Genomic DNA, 19355 nt, shown 5'->3' on the forward strand with positions numbered 1-19355 from the left:
CTCTCCCCTTACTATATATTAACTACACCCTGTGCCTTTATTTGAATATCACTTGGTATTTCATTAAGTGATAATATCGTCACATTTGGGAATACCATCTCAACTAATTTTCTAAATGGAGCTCTTATTTTTGGTGATACTAATAATATCGCCCTATTATTATAGAAATTAATATCTTCAGTTATGCTTTTTATACTATTAAATATTTTATTAGTACTATCTGGATCTACTGCTGGATAGGTTCCATTTATAGATCTTTGTAGGTTATTTCCTATCATATTTTCTAGTTCCATAGATAAAGTTGCTACCGTTATTGAATTCTTTTCATCTACTAATTCAGAACATATACCTCTACTCATTGCCATCCTTACATATTCAGTAAGTAACTCTATATCTTTAGTATTTTTCGAGTGATCTGCTAATGTTTCAAGAATTGTAACTCTATCCTTTATAGCAATTTTTTCCCTTAATAAATTTTGGAACACTTTTTGAACTTCACCTAATGTCATTAAGTCAGGTATTAATTCCTCTACCACTGCACTATATCTTTCTTTGGTTGCATCGATTATAGCCTTAACTTCTTGTCTTCCAACAAGTTCATGTGATTTTGATTTTATTATTTCAAGTAAATGAGTTACTAAAATTGTAGTAGGGTCTACTACTGTAAATCCATGTAATTCAGCTTCTTCTACCTTATCTTTATTTATCCAAAGTGCGTCAAGTCCAAAAGTAGGTTCTTTTGTTTTTATTCCCTCTATATCTGCACTCATTCCCATAGGATTCATGCAAAGCAGCATAGTTGGCATAAGATCATAAGTTACTACTGTTGTACCTTTTATCTTTATACTATATTGATTAGGATTTAATTGTAAATTATCTCTTATTCTTATTGGTTGAACAATAATCCCCATATCTATTGCACACTGTCTTCTAACAGAAACTATTCTTTGTAATAAATCACCTCCGCTACTTTCATCAGCTAAAGGAATAAGTCCATATCCTATTTCAACTTCTATTGGCTCTACATTTATAAGACTTGAAACATCTTCAGCCGTTTCTATATTAGCTGATGATTCCTCTTCTTGTCTTTGATTTATTTCTTCCAATTGTTCCTTAGCATCTTTTTCTCCTTTATTTAGCATATAAGCTATAATAATAGCTGCTACTCCAAGAGTGAAAAATGATAATTTAGGTAACCCTGGTATAAATCCTAATACTATTAAAACTGTACCAGTCATAGCTATAGCCTTTGGAATAGATACTAATTGCTTCCCTAATAAATTACCAAAACTTTCATCACCACCTGCTTTTGTTACTAATATACCTGCTGAAGTAGATATTAATAGTGCTGGTATTTGACTTACTAAACCATCTCCTATTGTAAGACTTATATAAGTTTGCACTGACTCTTGAAAACTCATATCAAGCATTACTATACCTATTATAATTCCTCCAAGTACATTTATAGTTGTTACGATTATTCCTGCTATTGCATCACCCTTAACAAATTTAGAGGCTCCATCCATTGCTCCATAAAAATCTGTTTCTTGTTGAAGATCTCTTCTTCTCTTTCTAGCAGTTTTCTCATCTATCACACCTGCATTTAAATCTGCATCTATACTCATTTGTTTACCTGGCATTGCGTCCAATGTAAACCTTGCTGATACTTCAGATACCCTACTAGAACCATTTGTTATAACAACAAATTGAACTATAATTATAATTAAAAATATAATTACACCTACTACATAATTCCCTCCAACAACAAAGTTACCAAAGGACTGTATTATCTCTCCTGCATATCCTTGACCTAATATAAGTCTGGTTGATGATATATTCAAACCTAATCTAAATAAAGTAGTTACAAGTAGTATGGTTGGAAATATAGTTAATTCTAATATGTTAGTAGATAAAAGAGTTAGTAATAATATGAGTACTGAAAAAGCTATATTAATAGCTAACATTATATCTAATAAAAATGGAGGTAGTGGAATTATTATCATTAATACAATTCCAATAATTCCAAATCCAACTAATACGTCAAACTTTTTCTTCAAATTAATTTCTCCTTCTAAAAGCTCTTTTTACAACTTTTTATATCTATTATTTATTTTATAAACAGCTACTAACACTTCAGCCACTGCTTGATACATTTCTTGCGGGATTTCTTGGTCTATTTCTACTTCTTTGTACATAAGTCTTGCTAATGGCTTATTTTCTATAATTGGTATATCATGTTCTTTTGCTATTTCCCTTATTTTGAAAGCTAATACATCTGCACCCTTTGCAACTATTTTAGGGGTAGTATCCTTTCCTTTTTCATATTTTATAGCAATAGATATATGAGTTGGATTGGTTACAATAACTGTAGATGAAGGTACTGCTTGCATCATCCTTTGAGATGACATTTCCCTTTGCTTTTGTTTTATTTTTCCTTTTATGTGAGGGTCACCCTCCATTTGTTTATATTCTTCTTTAACTTCTTGTTTTGTCATCTTTAAGCCTTTATTGTGTGTATACTTTTGATATACAAAGTCAATAACAGCAATAACAACTACTGCTATGCATATCTTTCCTAATAAGCTTTTTATAAGATCTATTACGGTATATATCAGGTAGGGAAAATAAATATCTCCTATCTTAATTATACCTTCGAAGTTTTTTTTGATAAATGAATATCCTATTATGGAAAGTACACTTATTATTGCTAAACTTTTCAGTAGATTTCCTAAAGCTTTTAAAGAAAACATATTTTTAAATCCACTTATTGGATTCATCTTTGACATCTGTGGTTTTAAACCATCACCTGTAAGTAATACACCTGATTGCATAATATTACCGATAATTCCAAATAGTATTATTACGCCTCCTATAGGCAAAAATATCTTCATAAAAGATATCATCAATTTCATAATTAACATCTGCAACGTATTAATATCTATACTTGACTTAAAATCGCTACTCAAAAAATCTATTATAGAATTCTTAATTTCTAAAATTATATAATCTGACATTGTATAAAGTATTAATAAAATTCCAAGTAATGTTAATGCAGTAGTTACCTCTTTACTTTTTGCTATATTACCTTTTTTCCTAGCATCTCTTTTTTTCTTTCCTGTAGGTTGTTCTGTTTTATCGCCTGTAGACAACATCATACCTAATGGACCTAACATACTACTACTCATACTCAAGGTTCCATCTAATATATCAGGTATATTATTAATCAAGTTATGTACTTCATTTAATACGAATGGAAGTGCTATTATAAAAAATACTACTCCTACTAACACTTTCAGTGGCATTCCAATAATCATTACATTTAATTGAGGAACACTTCTTGATATAAGACCTATTACTAAATCAGTTATGATAAGTGCCAATACTATAGGCACAGCTATTTTAAACCCTATAACGAAGCACTCTACGAAAACATTTATTATATATGTAAAATTATTACTAATAATTGATTCTCCAATTGGAATCAATTTGAAACTTTGTTGTATTCCTTCAATTAATTTGTGATGACCGTTCATACTAAAAAATATTATTATACCCATCCAGTAAATTAGATTTTGTATAAGAGTATTTTGTTCCTTAGTAGTCGGGTCGTATATATTTATCATAGACAAACCTAGTTGCTGGTCAATAAGAGCCCCTGCTATTTTTAGACTATTAAAACATAAACTAGTTATATATCCTAAAACTAGGCCTGTCGTAGTTTCCATTATTGTATAATTAATTAAATCTAATGTGGTGACTATATTTACATCTATATTTATAGTAAAAGTTATTATTGCAGACATAAATAATGAAAAAGCAACTTTAAACATCTTAGGTGTACCCGTTGGAAATATAACATTTATACATCCAAAAAATGTTATTAATCTTATAAAGACAAATATCATACTTATCCTTTTATAACAGCTATCATATTCATAATCTTAGTTGTAAACTTAACTATCTCATTTAACATCCAGCTTCCACCTACGATTAAAGTTATTGCTATTATTATCAACTTTGGTACAAAAGTTAATGTTTGTTCTTGTATCTGTGTTGTTGCTTGAAATATACTTACTAACAATCCCACCACCAAAGATAAAATAAGTATAGGTCCTCCTACTAACATACCTGTAAATAATGCTTCTTTTACTACGCTCATCACCATATTTTCAGTCATAATATGTTCTCCTCATTATTTAAAACTTAAAAGTAAAGATTTAATTAATAAATTCCATCCATCTACCATTATAAAAAGTAAAAGCTTAAAAGGTAGAGAAATCATAACCGGAGAAAGCATGAACATCCCCATAGACATAAGGGTACTTGCTACCACTAAGTCTATCAATAAAAATGGTAAGTATATTAAAAATCCTATTTGAAAAGCTGTCTTCAACTCACTAATAGCAAAAGCTGGAACTAAAATATATAAAGGCATATTTTCTTTTGTTAGCTCTTTTTTATCTATATTTGAGTTTTCTACAAATAGGTTTATATCTTCTTCTCTAGTTTGCTTTAATAAAAATTTCTTTATTGGTATTTCTCCTTCTTTTATTGCTTCTTCAAATTTAATCTCTTTATCTACATAAGGTTTTATTGCATGTTCATTTATATCATTTATGGTTGGCGCCATTATAAACAAAGTTAATGCCATTGCCACCCCAATCAATATCTGATTTGGTATAGATTGTTGTGCTCCTAATGCTGATTTTATAAATGAGAATGTAATAATTATTCTTACAAAACTTGTCATCATAAAGATGGCAGTAGGTAAAAGCATTAAAAAAGTTAACATTATAAAAGTTTTTATTAAAGGAGTAAGTTCTTTATTATTCGATATGAAATTAGTTACTGTCTCCATGTTCATTCTCCCTAAATATAATTTTTTTTAATTGCAACTTATTTAATTCTACCTTTTTTAATTGTAATTTTTTTAATTCTAATTTTTTCAATTGTAGTTCGCTTAATTCTAATTTTTTTAATCCTAATTCATTTTTGCTAAATTTTGATAATTTTCTTTTTCGATTTTCTTTTTTATTATTTTCTATTTCTAATATTTCATATTTATTTAACTCTTTTATCTTTTCTATTTTAGAAGGTGATGAAACTAAAACACAACCTTCATCACCTATTTTTAAAACAAATACTTCTGTATCCTTGTTTAAATTTGTTCTTTCTATTATTTGAGTATATTTATTCATAGTCATATTTGATAAATTTATTTTGCTAAATTTTATAGATACAACTATTAAAACTATAATAAAAGGTACAAATACTATTAAATTGATTATATACTGCAATATGTTATCCATTATATTTCTTATTTTTTCTCCTTTTGTTCTACCATTAAGATATCTACTCTTCTATTGGTAGCTCTATTTTCAGGTGTTGAGTTATCTACTAATGGTTTATATTCACCATAGCCCTTAACTGCAAATCTAGTTGGTTTAAGGCTTTGATTTCCAACAAAATATCTTACAACACTTACTGCCCTTGCTGTTGATAGTTCCCAGTTAGATTGAAATACCTCATTATTCATTGGTATATTATCGGTATTTCCTTCAACTAAGACATCATTATCGGTATCGTTTACTATAGTAGTTATAGTCTCTAAAACTTCTCTACTATTTTCCTTTAATTCTGCCTTTCCAGGATCAAATAATATACTCTCATCTAATTGAAGTACTATTCCTCTATCTTCTTCTCTAATTTTTATTACATCTGTTAGTCCATTACTTTTTATTGTATTATCTAATTTTTTTGATAAATCTTCATAATCAGAATTTCCTGTTTTAAATTTCAAGTCTGTAACATCTTCAACTTCTGCAATATCTGTGTTTCCTGTTAATGAATGTTTAAGAGATTCTGATAATTCTTTTAGCTTTTGACTATCTACAGCTGACATTGAATAAAGCAAAATAAAAAATGTAAGAAGCAAAGTTATAGTATCTGAATACGTTGCAAGCCAACTATCAGGATTTATATCATCTTCTGCTTTTTTTCTTTTTTTTCTACGCTGCATCTCTATCCCCGTCCTTATCCTCAACTACTCTATCATAATACTTAAGCTTTTCTTCTGTATTTAAAAATGTAATTAATTTTTCTTCTATTATTCTTGTGCTATCTCCATTTTGTATGCTTGTAATTCCACATAACATCATTTCTCTATAATCAATTTCTTTTTGGCCCTTGTTTTGTATATTAAATCCTATTGGATTTAATATAATATTAGATAATAATGCTCCATAGAAAGTAGTTATAAGTGCTTTTGACATACCAGATGCTATAACATCTGGTGTCCCCATATCAGCTAGCATTTGTATAAGCCCTATTAAAGTTCCTATCATACCAAATGCAGGGGCATAAGTCCCCCACACTTTAAAAATTCTCGATCCTTTATCATAACTATTTTCCACTTCTAACATTTCTAATTCTAATATTTCATTTATAGTTTCTACATCCATACCATCTATGACTAATTCTAAGCCTCTTCTTAAAAAATCATCTTCTATCTCAGAAACTTCATCTTCTATTGTTAACACGCCATCTTTTCTGACTTTTCTTGATAACTCTTTAAATTGATCTACTAAGTCCATTTTGTATATATTGCTTGATGTAAAACTAAGCTTAATTATTTTAAATAGTTTTTTTAAATCTTCACTTGAAAAAGTTATAAGTACTGCCGCAAAAGAGCCTCCTATTGTTATAGCTATCGATGCTGGGTCAAAGAATATAGAAAGACTTGTATCTCCTTGCATTGATCCGAATAAAATCAACCCTACTGCTAAGATTAATCCTATTGGTGTTAGGATATCTTGTTTTTTCATATTTTCACCCTCTTACTATCTCTTAAGATTTATTATCTCTTGTAACAATTCATCACTAGTTGTTATTACCTTACTTGATGCTTGGAATGCTCTAGTTGTAACTATCATCTCTGTAAATTCTTCTGATAAATCAACGTTTGACATTTCTATAGCACCTTGGTTTATTTGACCAAATACACCATTTGTACTCGCTGCTCCTGAGTTAGCTGATAATCCATAAACATTTCCACCTAACAATTCTAATCCTTCTGGATTTTGGAATGTTGCTATTCCTAAAATTTGTTGCTTAGTTGGGTCTACTGGAGTTCCATCTGCTTTAAGTTCAGGCATTTTTGTTCCATCTTCTAAAAGATATGAAATTTTTCCTTCTTTAGATATATTAAATGAAAGCACCTTCTGTTTAACTCCAGCTGCATTATCCATTTCTTTAGGTATTTCAATAGCTTTACCATCTTTTCCTAAAACCTTATATCCATCAGCTGTTACTAAATTCCCATTCATATCTAAACTAAATGAACCATCTCTTGTATATCCTTTTTGACCTGGGGATACTTCAATAGTGAAAAAACCATCTCCATCTATTGCCAAATCTGTAGGTCTTCCTGTAGGCTGTATAGCGCCTTGTAGCATATTTTTAAATATTCCACTAACTTTAGTACCTATACCTACTTGACCTGGGTTAACTCCACCTATTCCACCACCTGGAGCACTTGCATATATAGTATTTTGATATAGTGCATCTGAAAATCTTGCATTTGTTTTTTTATAAGCTGTAGTTCCAACATTAGCAACATTATTGCCTACAACGTCCATCTTAACTTGATTTGCTTTCATACCACTTATTCCTGCATACATCGATCTTAACATAAATTTTATCTCCCCTATTTTTCTGTATTTGTATTATTATCACTTACCTTTATAAGTGCTGCATATTCAATTGACTTTAGCTCTTTAGTTTCATCTATTCTAACATCCATATATACAATTCCATCTTTCATATGTACCCCTTCAACCACACCTGTTAAAGTTTTTTTATCTGAATCCTCGCTACTGTCACCTTCACTAGATTCTCCATCTGGTTCTTCAATCGGAGCATATGCCTCCACTTTTTTGCCTATTAAAGATGTTGCTGTACTCATGGCTGAATTTACAAGTAATCCATTTGTCATTCCCATTAAGTATTCCATTCCATCATTAAGGTTCATCATCTGCTCTAAACTATTAAATTGAGCTAACTGAGTTACATATTGTGTGGGATCCTGCGGATTAAATGGATCTTGATTACTCATTTGAGCAACTAACATTTTTAAAAATAAATCTTTATCAGTTTCCTTACCTGGCATAATTATCGGAGTTCCATTTTCAGTTTTATCACTTGTTCTAGTACTTTGAGTGTTCGCTTCATTACTAACAGTCTTCAAATTATTCATTTTTGCCCCTCTAAATCAATATATTTATATTTTCATCTAGCCTATCTTTTTCTTTTATTTCTTCTATGTTTTCAATTCCTATATTTCCATACTTGCTTCTTTTCTTTTTATTTTCTTTGTTTTTTTTATCAAATTCTTGATTTAAATTATCAGAAAAAAGCTTTTGATTGTCTGTCTTTACCTCAACTGATACTTCTTTGATTTTTATATTCATGTCACCTAGGTGCTTAGTTATATCTCCTATATTTTTATTTACCATATCAAATGAATCTTCTTTACTTAGTGTTATTAATACTTTAGTTTCTTCATGATTTTTTATAAGTTTTATAGTCATATCACCTAGTTCTCTTGGGCTTATCTTTATTTTTATTTCTTCAATCCCATTTGACTTTATGTATTTTATAGTCTTTACAACATCCTCACCTATAAATTCTTGCCTTATATTACTTATAGGAACTTCTTTTGAAGCACTTTGTTGTGAAATTTGTGAAGTACCTACATTTAAGTTATTATTTGAAAACATAAATTTATTTTCATCATTCCCATCTAAAATACTTTCTAATGTACTTAAATCCTTATCTTTTTTATCTAAGTTTGATGAATTATTTTCTACTATATTAGCTTTATTAGATAAGCTACTAACTTCTAACTGCTTATATCCAAATAATTTATTTACTTCATTATTGATTTTAGACTCTAAGTTTTCAATTTTAGATTCTCCATCTTTTATCATAGAGTTAGAATCATCTTTTACCTCTAAATCAGAAGGATTTTTTATCATATTTTTCTGATTTAATATTTCTTTTAGTTTTATAAGTTCTGACATATCTATATCTTTTGTTTGTATACCTTCTTTTATAAAATCATAAAGTTGATTATTCTCTAAGTTAACATTGCCATTTATAGCTTGATTCGGTTCAGTATCTTCTGCTTTAAGGTTGTTATCATTTAAAATTTGTTTATAATTTTCATTTTCTTTTAATGCTTCTCCTATTTGACTTAATAAATCTAATTCAGTCTCTACATTTTCACTTTGTAAATCTAAAGATTTATTTTCATCCTCAGGTTGTCTAAAGTCTATAATGCTGATATTATTTAATATATTTTGAAGCAACTCAAAATTATTATCTTCTTCTGCAACTCCTATGTTCTCAAAAACGTCATCAAATTCACTTTTATTTGACATACTATCTTTAATATTGTTATTTCCTAGGAAATTATTGATAGATTGTGTTGAAATATTTAAGTTCATATTTACTCACCCTTTTACGATAAACTTGCCCTATTTCTCATATATGCATATAGTGCAAATTCATCATTCGTTATTTGTTCTAACCTTTGTTCTTCTTTTCTTAATTTTTCTAACATATTTTCTTTAAGTGTCTCTAATGATTTCCTTTTAATTTGCTTTTCTACTAAATCAATTTTAGCCTTATCTAATTTAACTTCTTGTATTACAAGTTCTTCGCTTATAGCCTTTATAGAATGATTAAGTGATGACAAATAATTAATTGTTATCTTTTGTGTAACTGTATCTAAAACTTTGCTTATATCTGAGTATTTTTCATAACTCTGCTCTAAACTTTTCAAATTTTCTTCGACTATATTTTTATTATTTTGGGCTTGAGTATATTTCAGCTTACTTTCATCTTCATCTTTTATTTTTATATCTAATAGTTTTTGAAGCTTAAATTTATGCATTCACGTCAATCTCCTTTAGTCAAATATGTCACTTAGCATCTGCTTACTACTTTCAAAAGGTATATTTTCATTTACCCTTTGCTTTAAAAATTCATTAACTTTATCTATATATTTAATAGACATATCTATATTTTTATTTGAACCATCTTCATACGCACCAATATTAATTAAGTCCTCAGCATCCTTATAAGTAGCTAGTATATCTCTTGCAAAAGATGCATTATTTTTATGCTCCTCATCACAAATTTCATTCATAAGTCTACTTACACTATTTAATATATCTATCGCTGGATAGTGATTTTTATGAGCTAAGTGCCTAGATAAAACTATATGACCATCTAGTATACCTCTTACTGTATCTGCTATAGGTTCATTAAAGTCATCTCCGTCAACTAATACAGTATAAAAAGCTGTTATAGATCCTTTGTCTGATAATCCACTTCTTTCCATAAGTTTTGGAAGCATTGCAAAAACTGATGGAGTATATCCCTTTTGAGCTGGTGGTTCTCCTATAGCTAGTCCAACTTCTCTTTGTGCCATAGCAAATCTAGTTACTGAATCCATCATTAAAATAACTTTTTTTCCTTGGTCTCTGAAGTACTCAGCAATTGAAGTAGCAGTCAATGCTCCTTTTAGTCTAACTAATGGTGATTTGTCAGAAGTAGCACAAACTACTACTGACTTTTTCATTCCTTCTTCTCCTAAATCTCTTTCTATAAAATCTAGAACTTCTCTTCCTCTCTCACCAATAAGAGCAATTACATTAACATCAGCTTGTGCTGTTCTTGCTATCATACCTAAAGTAGTACTTTTTCCAACTCCACTACCTGCAAAAATCCCAATTCTTTGACCTTCTCCGCAAGTTAAAAAACCATCAATTGCCCTTATTCCGGTTGGCATAATCTCAGTAATTCGCTTTCTTTTCATAGGGTCTGGTGGTTGATTAGATAAACTATACCTCTCACCTGATAGTATTTTGCTTTCATCTATAGGGTTTCCTATTCCATCTAGTACCTTTCCTAAAAGCTCATCACTGCACCTAACACTCAAAGGAATTCCTCTTGCTATAACTTTACATCCAGCTCCTATACCTGTTAATTCCCCAAGTGGCATCAATATTACATCACCATCTTTAAAACCGACAACTTCACAATCAATAGGACTATTTGATTGATTATATATAGTGCACAACTCTCCAACAAAACACTTTACTCCTTCTACTTCAACGGTAAGACCAATTATTTTTTTAACCTTACCTTCACAAATAGCAGATGGGATATCGTTAACTCGATTTATTAATTTTTCAAAATCTATATTAATCATAATAACTCCTCTTTTAGCTTATCTAGGACACAATCAATTCCAACTATTAATCTACCTTTTAAAGTATCAATTACTGCATTTCCCTGTTCTACAGATTCATCTGCTAAAACAAATACATCACCATTTACTTTGTAGTTTTCTTTAAGCGCCATTATTTGTTTATCTAGACTTTCTTTATATAGAGGATTTACTTTAATAACAAAATTTTCTTTAAGCTCATATTCTTTGATTATATCGTTCACTATGTTGTCCATAGAAGATACATCATTGAACTTTTCTCTTAATACTTGTTCTGCTATGCTTATGCTTAATTTTAAGATTTGTGCTTTATTTTCTTTTATATAAGATACCACATGTTCTTTAGCATCAAATAAAGTATCATTAGCCATTTGAATAATTTCACTACATTCTATATTTGCTTTTTCGATATTATCTTCATAAGCTTCTTTATATCCATCTTCATATCCGTTTTGAACACCTTGGCTATGACCTTGTTCATAAGCTTTCTTTTCTATATCTAAAGCATTGTTTTTACTAGTTTCAGTTATTTTCAAGCCCTCTTCTTCAGCAGATTTAATAATTTCATCATATTTTTCTTCTGCCTCTTTTACCTTTAGTACTATTGCTTCTTCTTTTTTCATAAGCTCTTCTTCTATATTCATAGGTATTTCAATTTCTTCATTTGAATTAACCATATTAATTTTTATAGTTTTTTTACCTTTAAAAATCACATCTTCAGCCTTAATAATTTTAGTATTACTATATAATAAACTCATCATCTGATCCTCTAGTTAATGTTATTTCACCTATATCTTCAAGCCTTCTAATTATATTTACTATAGTCTGTTGAGATTCTTCTACTTGAGATATTTTTATTTTTCCTAATAACTCAATTTCTTCTCTAAGGGCTTGAGATGCTCTTTGTGATTGATTTTTAAAGATAGCATTTGCAACTTCTTTAGAAGATCCTTTAAGTGCAAAAGCAATATCCTTGACATTAACTTCTTTAAGAATTCTTTGAATAGCCATATTATCAAGTCTAACAATATCATCAAATATAAACATATTCGCTTTAATTTCTTCTGCTAGTTCATTATTTCTTTCTTCTATATAACCAATGATACTTTTTTCTGTTTTTCTATCTACACTACTTAATATATCTACTAAGCTATCAACTCCACCTGAACTTTCCATTTCTCTTTGCCCCAGCTTAGATAATTTATGCTCGACAGCTTTATCTATAGCTTTTATGACATTTGGAGATACCGATGAAGTGCTTCCTATTTTTAAAGATACTTCGTGCTTAACTTTAGTAGGTAATTCAGCTAAAATAAGCGCAGCCTTATCTGGTTGAATATGAGAAAGAATTATGGCTATAGTTTGAGAACTTTCGCCCTGTATGCATGATAATATTTGTTCTGGCTCTGCTTTTCTCGCAGTTATAAAAAGCTTTGTATATGCATCATACTTAATTCCTTCTAAAAGCTTATTAGCTCTTTGATTTCCAAGTGCTCCATTAAGTAAAGATTTTGCATAGTCTATACCACCCTCTAATACAAACTCTTTACCTTTATTTAATTCTATAAACTCTTGAAGAATTTCTCTTCTTTCTCTTGCATTTATAGTACTTATATTAGCTATTTCAACACCTATTTTTTGTATTTTTTTATCTGATAAATTTTTTATTATACCGGCTGATACGTCAGTTCCTAGAGTCATTAAAAGCACAGCTGCTTTTCTTGAACCAGTTACTTTTCTTACCTTTGGTATATCACCTAAGTCAAATGCATTTCCTGCTTTAGTAATTTCCTTTTGCAAAATAAACAACCACCTTCTATTCGTTTAACCAACTATTAATTAGTTCTGTAACTTGATCTGGATTTTCAGAAGCGTAAATTTTAACTTCTTCTTCTAAAGTTATATTTTCTTCATCTTCTTCTATATTGTTTAATCTATTATTTTCCATTTCTTCTAACTTTTGATTTATCATGTCTATTTCAGAATTTTCATCAAATTCATCATCTTTATTTTTATTTCTTTTCTTGATAATAAACATAATCATAATCGCTATTGCTATAAGCAATAAAAGCCCTCCTACTACATAAGCTGTTGTTTTCAACATTTTTTCCATTTTTTGACTTTCTGTAAGGCCAGTAGGTTTATCGTTCATACCGAAATTCATACCAACTACAGCAACATCATCGCCTCTATCTTTTTGCATACCTATGGTATTTGATACCATATCTTTTACATCTTTTATAGTTCCTGAATCTAAATCTCCATCAATTGCAACAGATGCTGTAATTTTATTTAGTTCACCTTGAGCTTTTACAGTTTTTGTTTCAACTTTTCCTACTTCATACTCTATCTTTTCCTCTTTAGTTTCATTTGTTCCCTTTTGCCCATTTCCTACGTTGTTCATATTGTTATCTACAGCACCACCAGTTTTACCTTCTTCTGTAGACTTATTATCAGATCTTGATTCATTTTTAATAACTTTGTTCGGATCGACTATTAACTCGGTTTTTTCACTACTATCAAAATTCAAGTCTGCATTTACAGTAGCCTTTACTTTGCCTTTTCCAAATATAGGTTCTAAAAGGCTTACTATAGATTTTTCTAGATCTTTACTAAGTCCTTTTTCTGCATTTCTAGCTATATCAACTGCACTTGAGTTTGTTGAATTAACCTTACCTTTTTCATCAAATAATCCTTCTGATAATAAATTCATATTTTGATCAATTACCTCAATATTTTGCTTTGGTATATTAGGCGTACTTGCCGAAATTAAAGACATTACAGATCTTATTTGGCTAGGCTCTAAATTTGATCCAGGTTTTAAATTGATATAAACAGCTGCTTTTCCTGGTACACTTTCTTTAGCAAATACTGATTCCTCGCCTTGTGTAATATGTACTCTTGCATCTTCTACCTGTGGGAAAGTTTTTATAGTTTTTTCGATTTCACCTTGTACCATTCTTTGTTTTTTTATTTCAAATTCTTCATCAGTCATTCCGAAAGATGATCCTTCATCCATAATTTCAAAGCCCTTTGATCCATTTGATATACTACTAGACAATTCTAGTCTTAGTTTATCAACTTGTTCTTTAGGTACGTATATACTATTTCCTTCTACCTTACTCTCTATTTTTCTACTTTCAAGTTCTGTAGTTATAGCTTTCGCATCATTAGAATCTAATCCTGAAAAAAGTACCTTGTACTTATCATTTTGTACATATATAATCCCAAACACCATAGCCAGTATTATTGCTATTACACCAATTATAATTGCTATTTTTTTCTCTTTTTTAAGTTCCTTAAATTGTTGCTTTTTATCACCTATAAAATCTTTTGCTTTTTGCATAATTTCTTTTACATTCATTTATATACTCCTTGTTAATAAGTTACAGTTGTACCCTATTTACCTCTTGGTAAGCATCAAATAACTTGTTTCTAACCTCTAACATTAATTGCATCGATATTTGCGACTCTTGCATAGATAACATAACATCATGCATCGTTACGTTTTCTCCTTTTATCAGAGATTCTATATTTTCATTGGCATTCACTTGTTTTTCATTAACTTTATTAATAGCATCCTTTATAATATCTGAGAATTCAACCTTCTCTGCTTCATTACCACTTTCACTTACTATTTTTTTGTCTAATGGTATATTTCCTATGCCCTGTGTAAATATATTAGATTTTGATACTATATTTGTTACCGGTTCCATGTATTCACCCCTTTATATTATCTTCCTATTTCTAGCGCTTTAGATATCATACTTTTTTGTGCATTTAAAGTATCAACATTTGATTCATAAGACCTAGATGCAGCTATTAAATCTGACATTTCAACTAACATGTCTACATTTGGATATTCAACATACCCCTGTTTATCTGCATCTGGATGATCTGGTTCATATAATTTTCTCATTGGAGACTTGTCTTTTTCTATTGATATAGTCTTTACTCCCAACATTCCTAACTTTTCATCGTAATTTTCACCAAATGTTGCAACCTTACGTACATATGCTCCACCATCTTGAGTTCTTGTAGTTTTAGCATTTGCTACATTTGATGATATAGTATCCATTCTCATTCTTTCTGCCGAAAGGCCACTTGCACTAATTCTCATACCATTAAAAACACTCATTTACTTACCTCCCTGATATCACACTCTTTGTCATAGCTAACTTTATATTCGTCAAGCTTACTAAAGCATTGTACTCCAGTGTTGTAGCTGCTTGATTAACTTTTTCATTTTCTAGTTCAACATTATTTCCATCTTCTCTCATTTCTGAGCCTAAATCAGTTTTAATTTCTATTTTAGGTTTATTTTCCTTATTATTTAAGGTTTCTTCAAAAGTAACATACTTTCTCTTGTAACCTGGAGTGTTTATATTTGCAACATTATTTGCTATAGCTTTACCTCTTAAATCAGTTGCATCTAATCCCATTTTCATTAAATTATATATTTCCATAATTTCCCCCAATCTTTATTTTCAATAAAAAAACTACCCTAAAAGAGTAGTTCAAATTACTTTCATAATGTTATAAATCATTGCTAATTATTTCTATGCAATCTCAAAACAAAATCATAAGGTATATTGCCCTACAGAATCATATATAAAATTACTTAAACGTTTTATAATTTCTTTTTTGTAAATTTAAAATTCTTTTTAGTTTACTATATACATTATTATACACGTTTTATAACATTATTCTATATTTTTTCCCATTTTCTGACAACATTCGTTCGACTAATTGCGACATTTTCTGACACACCTATGAAATATTTATTTTTATGCATAAAAAAATACCCTTGAAAGAGTAATATTTAATATCAGTAATGATAACAAAAAGTTTATTAACCCTTCGGCAGCTGGCTGGCATAGTCGTTTGACTTTAGCCCCTATAGTTTTGCGTCACTAGGTTTCCCAAGTTTTGCCTATTAAGTTTTTATTATTTTTTCTTATTAATATTATAGCATATCTTCTTATTCAAATGTTGTTGAATTTTATTTTTATTTCATATATTTTCGCTACAAATGTAGAAAAACCTCAAAAATGATTTTAATACCAAGTATAGATAAATTTTTCTTATACTTAGATAGTATTTATGAAGTTATAAAACAAATTCATATTGAAATCTAAAAAAAATTATTTATTTGAATAACCTAGATATAAAATATACTTATTTTATATCTAGGTTATTACTAAAACTCCTATTTTAAAGAAAGTTAATTTATAAAATATAATTTAAATACATCTATTATATATTCGATACTTTCATTTGTTATACCTGGCCAAACCCCAATCCAAAATGTACTATTCATTACTATGTCAGTATTTTTTAATTCCCCTACTACTCTATACTCATAATCATTTGAAATAAATACCGGTTGTTTAATTATATTTCCTGCAAACAATAATCTAGTTCCTATTTTATGTAATTCTAAGAAATTTACTAACTCATCTCTATTATATTTATCACTTTCTTTAACTGTAATAGTAAATCCAAACCAACTTGGATCACTTTTTTCTGTACTCTTTGGCAATATAATATAATTTTCTAAATCACTAAGTCCATTGTATAATTTTCTAAAGTTATCTTTTCTTTTTTCAATAAATATGGGTAATTTTTTAAGTTGAGATACTCCTACAGCAGCTTGCATATCAGAAATTTTCAAATTATACCCTAAGTGCGAGTAAACATATTTATGGTCATATCCTGTAGGTAGCTCTCCATGTTTCTGATTAAATCTATTGCTACATATATTATCTTTTCCTGGAGGACATACACAATCTCTCCCCCAATCTCTTATGGATTTTATAATCCTAAATAGGTTGGCATCATTAGTCATAACAGCGCCTCCTTCACCCATAGTAATATGATGTGCTGGATAAAAACTATATGTGGATATGTGACCAAATGTTCCTGTAAATTCACCATTATACTTTGAACCTAGTGCATCGCAGTTGTCTTCAATAACCCATAAATTATATTTATTTGCTAGTTTCATAACCTTATCAATATTAAAAGGATTACCTAAGGTATGTGCCATAAAGATAGCTTTAGTTTTCTTTGTTATAGCTTTTTCTATGATATCTTCATTGAAATCATAAGTTTCTAGGTCTATGTCAATAAATACTGGCACTAAACCATTTTGTATTATTGGAGAAACCGTAGTTGGAAACCCTGCAGCTACCGTTATTACTTCATCCCCTTTTACAAGCTTCTTATCACCTAGTTTATGTGAAGTTAAGGCTGTAATTGCTACTAAATTCGCTGATGAACCAGAGTTAACTAATGCACAATATTTTATGCCTAAAAAATTTGAAAATTCATATTCAAACTTATCTGCATATCTACCTGCTGTAAGCCACATATCAAGAGATGCATCAATTAAGTTATTTAAGTCTTCTTCATCTAGTACCTTACCTGATACAGGTATGTATGTTTCACCTTTGATAAATTTTTTATCAACATTATTTTCTATATGAAATTGTTTTACTTTTTCTAGTATATCATTTCTATTACTCATCATATTCACTCCGTATTTATTTTAAAATAATCCAGTATCCCGATTCTATAGCTTTGGAATCTATATTTTTTATTTCTTTTTTTAAATCTATGTTATAAGTTTGTGCAGCAATAATGCCATCTTCAACAATATGATTCTTTAGTCTCAATATTATTTGTATTAGATTTGTATATATTTTTAGTCTACTTTATATACAGAGATAGCAACTTAGTAAATTTGATTGCTCCATTATAGTTCAAATGTTCTAAGTCTGAATAATTTTCTCTTATATTTGATATTTCTTGATTATTTTTAAAGTCTAAAATTTCAAATTCATATTTCTTGCTTGTTTGATTTAGTATATTATAAAATCTATATTTCCATTTTAACTCCACTTGCTCCATTTTATCTTCTTTGAGTTTATATCTAGGAATTAACACTAGATATATTTTAATATTTAAGTCTATGTCCAATATTTCTTTTAGAATATTTTCGAATATTTCAATATTTTCTCTTTCAGTCTTAGTATATATGTTCTTTTGAATACTACTATATCCTAATGAATTAATACTATATCGTTTGATTTCTTCTTCATCTAGAACATTATTAATTTCTTCTTTATTAAAATAATATCTTATATCTTTTCTTACTATATACTCTTTTTTAAATATACTATCAAATGTAATTTCTTCTTGTTTAGTTAATTTAGAGGTTATTTTTTCAATTAATTCATTAGAATAGTTTATATTTTTCTTTAAGTTATGAGGATATTTTTCAAATCCATTGTAATATATAAAATCAAATGCATTTTTACTTAACGAAACATCATAATTAAAATATGTATATGTATACATATCTAATATTACATATTTCAAATCAGAAATTTTATGTTTGTATTTATTTTTTATATATTTTAATTGAATCAAGCTATAATATAAATCTTGTGAACCCCTCGAAAAATTATAACAACTTAAATCTAGATATTTTGGTACTATTCCCATACATCCATAAGATAAACCTAACACCATTCCTTCTAACTTTGATTTTTCATTTGCCAATGCTGTATCAATAAGGTTATCATTATTTTTTAGCTTATAAATATATTTTAGAAATTTATATAGAGATATTATTTTATCATTATTAATTCCTAATTTTCTTAAATTTTGTTCTACTTCAACACAATCTACAACTTTATTTATTGCAATTATAATTTTATCAAACTCTAAGTTTAATAATTCATTAGGTTTGTAAAATTTTTTCCCATTATATGATTCTAGATTAGAAAAGCTATCACTATATCCCACTATAGTTACACTATCTTTTAAATATAATTCTACTTGTTGTCTGCATGTACTTAATCCATAGATAATACACTTCATTGTACTCTCTCACTATACAAAATATCTTTTATCAATCTATTCTTAGACATATTATATTTCCTCTATATTTGTATTTATTTTTGGATAACTTAATTCTCTTTTAATTTCATCTTCATAATAATTAAGTTATTTAAATCTTCTTCATTTAATAGCTCACCTGATACTGGTATAT

The 19355-nt window shown here is 28.6% G+C and carries 20 protein-coding genes and 1 riboswitch; all 20 genes read right to left on the minus strand.

The window, feature by feature from the left end; translation table 11 throughout:
- Positions 1-11: 11 nt before the first annotated feature.
- On the minus strand, positions 12-2003 hold the full coding sequence (gene flhA, locus QOZ84_RS03820) for a flagellar biosynthesis protein FlhA (protein WP_465231565.1): 1992 nt from the start codon (positions 2001-2003) through the stop codon (positions 12-14).
- A gap of 81 nt (positions 2004-2084) precedes the next feature.
- On the minus strand, positions 2085-3905 hold the full coding sequence (locus QOZ84_RS03825) for a fused FliR family export protein/FlhB family type III secretion system protein (RefSeq protein WP_284131631.1): 1821 nt from the start codon (positions 3903-3905) through the stop codon (positions 2085-2087).
- 2 nt (positions 3906-3907) lie between these two features.
- A complete protein-coding gene (fliQ, locus tag QOZ84_RS03830) occupies positions 3908-4177 on the minus strand; it encodes a flagellar biosynthesis protein FliQ (RefSeq protein WP_284131632.1) in 270 nt (89 codons plus the stop codon).
- Between the two features lie 15 nt (positions 4178-4192).
- Positions 4193-4858, minus strand: coding sequence for a flagellar type III secretion system pore protein FliP (gene fliP / locus QOZ84_RS03835; protein ID WP_284131633.1), 666 nt, complete (start codon positions 4856-4858; stop codon positions 4193-4195).
- Positions 4842-5309, minus strand: coding sequence for a flagellar biosynthetic protein FliO (locus QOZ84_RS03840; protein WP_284131634.1), 468 nt, complete (start codon positions 5307-5309; stop codon positions 4842-4844). The genes fliP and QOZ84_RS03840 overlap by 17 nt, the downstream gene beginning before the upstream one ends.
- 8 nt (positions 5310-5317) lie before the next feature.
- Positions 5318-6019: an OmpA family protein gene (locus tag QOZ84_RS03845; protein ID WP_284131635.1), complete on the minus strand. Its 702-nt coding sequence runs from the start codon at positions 6017-6019 to the stop codon at positions 5318-5320.
- Positions 6009-6824 (minus strand): motility protein A, encoded by an 816-nt coding sequence (locus tag QOZ84_RS03850; protein ID WP_284131636.1) that lies wholly within the window; start codon positions 6822-6824, stop codon positions 6009-6011. The genes QOZ84_RS03845 and QOZ84_RS03850 overlap by 11 nt, the downstream gene beginning before the upstream one ends.
- 15 nt (positions 6825-6839) lie before the next feature.
- The gene (locus QOZ84_RS03855) at positions 6840-7691 is read right to left on the minus strand and encodes a flagellar hook-basal body protein (RefSeq protein WP_284131637.1); all 852 of its coding nucleotides are present in this window, start codon (positions 7689-7691) and stop codon (positions 6840-6842) included.
- 14 nt (positions 7692-7705) lie between these two features.
- On the minus strand, positions 7706-8254 hold the full coding sequence (locus QOZ84_RS03860; protein ID WP_284131638.1) for a flagellar hook assembly protein FlgD: 549 nt from the start codon (positions 8252-8254) through the stop codon (positions 7706-7708).
- A gap of 10 nt (positions 8255-8264) precedes the next feature.
- Positions 8265-9506, minus strand: a complete 1242-nt coding sequence (locus QOZ84_RS03865) for a flagellar hook-length control protein FliK (protein WP_284131639.1) — start codon at positions 9504-9506, stop codon at positions 8265-8267.
- 14 nt (positions 9507-9520) lie between these two features.
- Positions 9521-9955, minus strand: a complete 435-nt coding sequence (fliJ, locus tag QOZ84_RS03870) for a flagellar export protein FliJ (RefSeq protein ID WP_284131640.1) — start codon at positions 9953-9955, stop codon at positions 9521-9523.
- Between the two features lie 15 nt (positions 9956-9970).
- Positions 9971-11278, minus strand: coding sequence for a flagellar protein export ATPase FliI (gene fliI / locus QOZ84_RS03875; RefSeq protein ID WP_284131641.1), 1308 nt, complete (start codon positions 11276-11278; stop codon positions 9971-9973).
- A complete protein-coding gene (locus QOZ84_RS03880; protein WP_284131642.1) occupies positions 11275-12057 on the minus strand; it encodes a FliH/SctL family protein in 783 nt (260 codons plus the stop codon). The genes fliI and QOZ84_RS03880 overlap by 4 nt, the downstream gene beginning before the upstream one ends.
- Entirely contained in the window at positions 12038-13096 is a 1059-nt protein-coding gene (gene fliG, locus QOZ84_RS03885; protein WP_284131643.1) for a flagellar motor switch protein FliG, read from the minus strand. Before fliG ends, QOZ84_RS03880 begins: the two co-directional genes overlap by 20 nt.
- Before the next feature lie 16 nt (positions 13097-13112).
- Positions 13113-14660, minus strand: a complete 1548-nt coding sequence (gene fliF, locus QOZ84_RS03890; protein WP_284131644.1) for a flagellar basal-body MS-ring/collar protein FliF — start codon at positions 14658-14660, stop codon at positions 13113-13115.
- Between the two features lie 22 nt (positions 14661-14682).
- A complete protein-coding gene (gene fliE / locus QOZ84_RS03895) occupies positions 14683-15012 on the minus strand; it encodes a flagellar hook-basal body complex protein FliE (protein WP_284131645.1) in 330 nt (109 codons plus the stop codon).
- A gap of 17 nt (positions 15013-15029) precedes the next feature.
- Positions 15030-15434 carry a flagellar basal body rod protein FlgC gene (flgC, locus tag QOZ84_RS03900; RefSeq protein WP_284131646.1) on the minus strand — a complete coding sequence of 135 codons (405 nt, stop codon included), beginning with the start codon at positions 15432-15434 and terminating at the stop codon, positions 15030-15032.
- A 4-nt stretch (positions 15435-15438) separates the two neighbouring features.
- Complete coding sequence (locus tag QOZ84_RS03905) at positions 15439-15762, minus strand: flagellar basal body protein (RefSeq protein WP_284131647.1); 324 nt, start codon at positions 15760-15762, stop codon at positions 15439-15441.
- A gap of 393 nt (positions 15763-16155) precedes the next feature.
- A riboswitch (cyclic di-GMP riboswitch) is annotated at positions 16156-16240 on the minus strand.
- 280 nt (positions 16241-16520) lie between these two features.
- The gene (rfbH, locus tag QOZ84_RS03910) at positions 16521-17825 is read right to left on the minus strand and encodes a lipopolysaccharide biosynthesis protein RfbH (RefSeq protein WP_331496508.1); all 1305 of its coding nucleotides are present in this window, start codon (positions 17823-17825) and stop codon (positions 16521-16523) included.
- A 182-nt stretch (positions 17826-18007) separates the two neighbouring features.
- Entirely contained in the window at positions 18008-19183 is a 1176-nt protein-coding gene (locus QOZ84_RS03915) for a hypothetical protein (RefSeq protein ID WP_284131649.1), read from the minus strand.
- Positions 19184-19355 lie beyond the last annotated feature (172 nt).

The sequence above is a fragment of the Romboutsia sedimentorum genome (assembly GCF_030131845.1).
GTDB lineage: Bacteria > Bacillota > Clostridia > Peptostreptococcales > Peptostreptococcaceae > Romboutsia_D > Romboutsia_D sedimentorum.

What these genes read in the sequence shown, in the direction of transcription:
- flhA (WP_465231565.1), bottom strand. Translation starts at nt 2,003, where the DNA reads ATGATAATAATTCCACTACCTCCATTTTTATTAGATATAATGTTAGCT.
- QOZ84_RS03825 (WP_284131631.1), bottom strand. Translation starts at nt 3,905, where the DNA reads ATGATATTTGTCTTTATAAGATTAATAACATTTTTTGGATGTATAAAT.
- fliQ (WP_284131632.1), bottom strand. Translation starts at nt 4,177, where the DNA reads ATGACTGAAAATATGGTGATGAGCGTAGTAAAAGAAGCATTATTTACA.
- fliP (WP_284131633.1), bottom strand. Translation starts at nt 4,858, where the DNA reads ATGGAGACAGTAACTAATTTCATATCGAATAATAAAGAACTTACTCCT.
- QOZ84_RS03840 (WP_284131634.1), bottom strand. Translation starts at nt 5,309, where the DNA reads ATGGATAACATATTGCAGTATATAATCAATTTAATAGTATTTGTACCT.
- QOZ84_RS03845 (WP_284131635.1), bottom strand. Translation starts at nt 6,019, where the DNA reads ATGCAGCGTAGAAAAAAAAGAAAAAAAGCAGAAGATGATATAAATCCT.
- QOZ84_RS03850 (WP_284131636.1), bottom strand. Translation starts at nt 6,824, where the DNA reads ATGAAAAAACAAGATATCCTAACACCAATAGGATTAATCTTAGCAGTA.
- QOZ84_RS03855 (WP_284131637.1), bottom strand. Translation starts at nt 7,691, where the DNA reads ATGTTAAGATCGATGTATGCAGGAATAAGTGGTATGAAAGCAAATCAA.
- QOZ84_RS03860 (WP_284131638.1), bottom strand. Translation starts at nt 8,254, where the DNA reads ATGAATAATTTGAAGACTGTTAGTAATGAAGCGAACACTCAAAGTACT.
- QOZ84_RS03865 (WP_284131639.1), bottom strand. Translation starts at nt 9,506, where the DNA reads ATGAACTTAAATATTTCAACACAATCTATCAATAATTTCCTAGGAAAT.
- fliJ (WP_284131640.1), bottom strand. Translation starts at nt 9,955, where the DNA reads ATGCATAAATTTAAGCTTCAAAAACTATTAGATATAAAAATAAAAGAT.
- fliI (WP_284131641.1), bottom strand. Translation starts at nt 11,278, where the DNA reads ATGATTAATATAGATTTTGAAAAATTAATAAATCGAGTTAACGATATC.
- QOZ84_RS03880 (WP_284131642.1), bottom strand. Translation starts at nt 12,057, where the DNA reads ATGATGAGTTTATTATATAGTAATACTAAAATTATTAAGGCTGAAGAT.
- fliF (WP_284131644.1), bottom strand. Translation starts at nt 14,660, where the DNA reads ATGAATGTAAAAGAAATTATGCAAAAAGCAAAAGATTTTATAGGTGAT.
- fliE (WP_284131645.1), bottom strand. Translation starts at nt 15,012, where the DNA reads ATGGAACCGGTAACAAATATAGTATCAAAATCTAATATATTTACACAG.
- flgC (WP_284131646.1), bottom strand. Translation starts at nt 15,434, where the DNA reads ATGAGTGTTTTTAATGGTATGAGAATTAGTGCAAGTGGCCTTTCGGCA.
- QOZ84_RS03905 (WP_284131647.1), bottom strand. Translation starts at nt 15,762, where the DNA reads ATGGAAATATATAATTTAATGAAAATGGGATTAGATGCAACTGATTTA.
- rfbH (WP_331496508.1), bottom strand. Translation starts at nt 17,825, where the DNA reads ATGAGTAATAGAAATGATATACTAGAAAAAGTAAAACAATTTCATATA.
- QOZ84_RS03915 (WP_284131649.1), bottom strand. Translation starts at nt 19,183, where the DNA reads ATGAAGTGTATTATCTATGGATTAAGTACATGCAGACAACAAGTAGAA.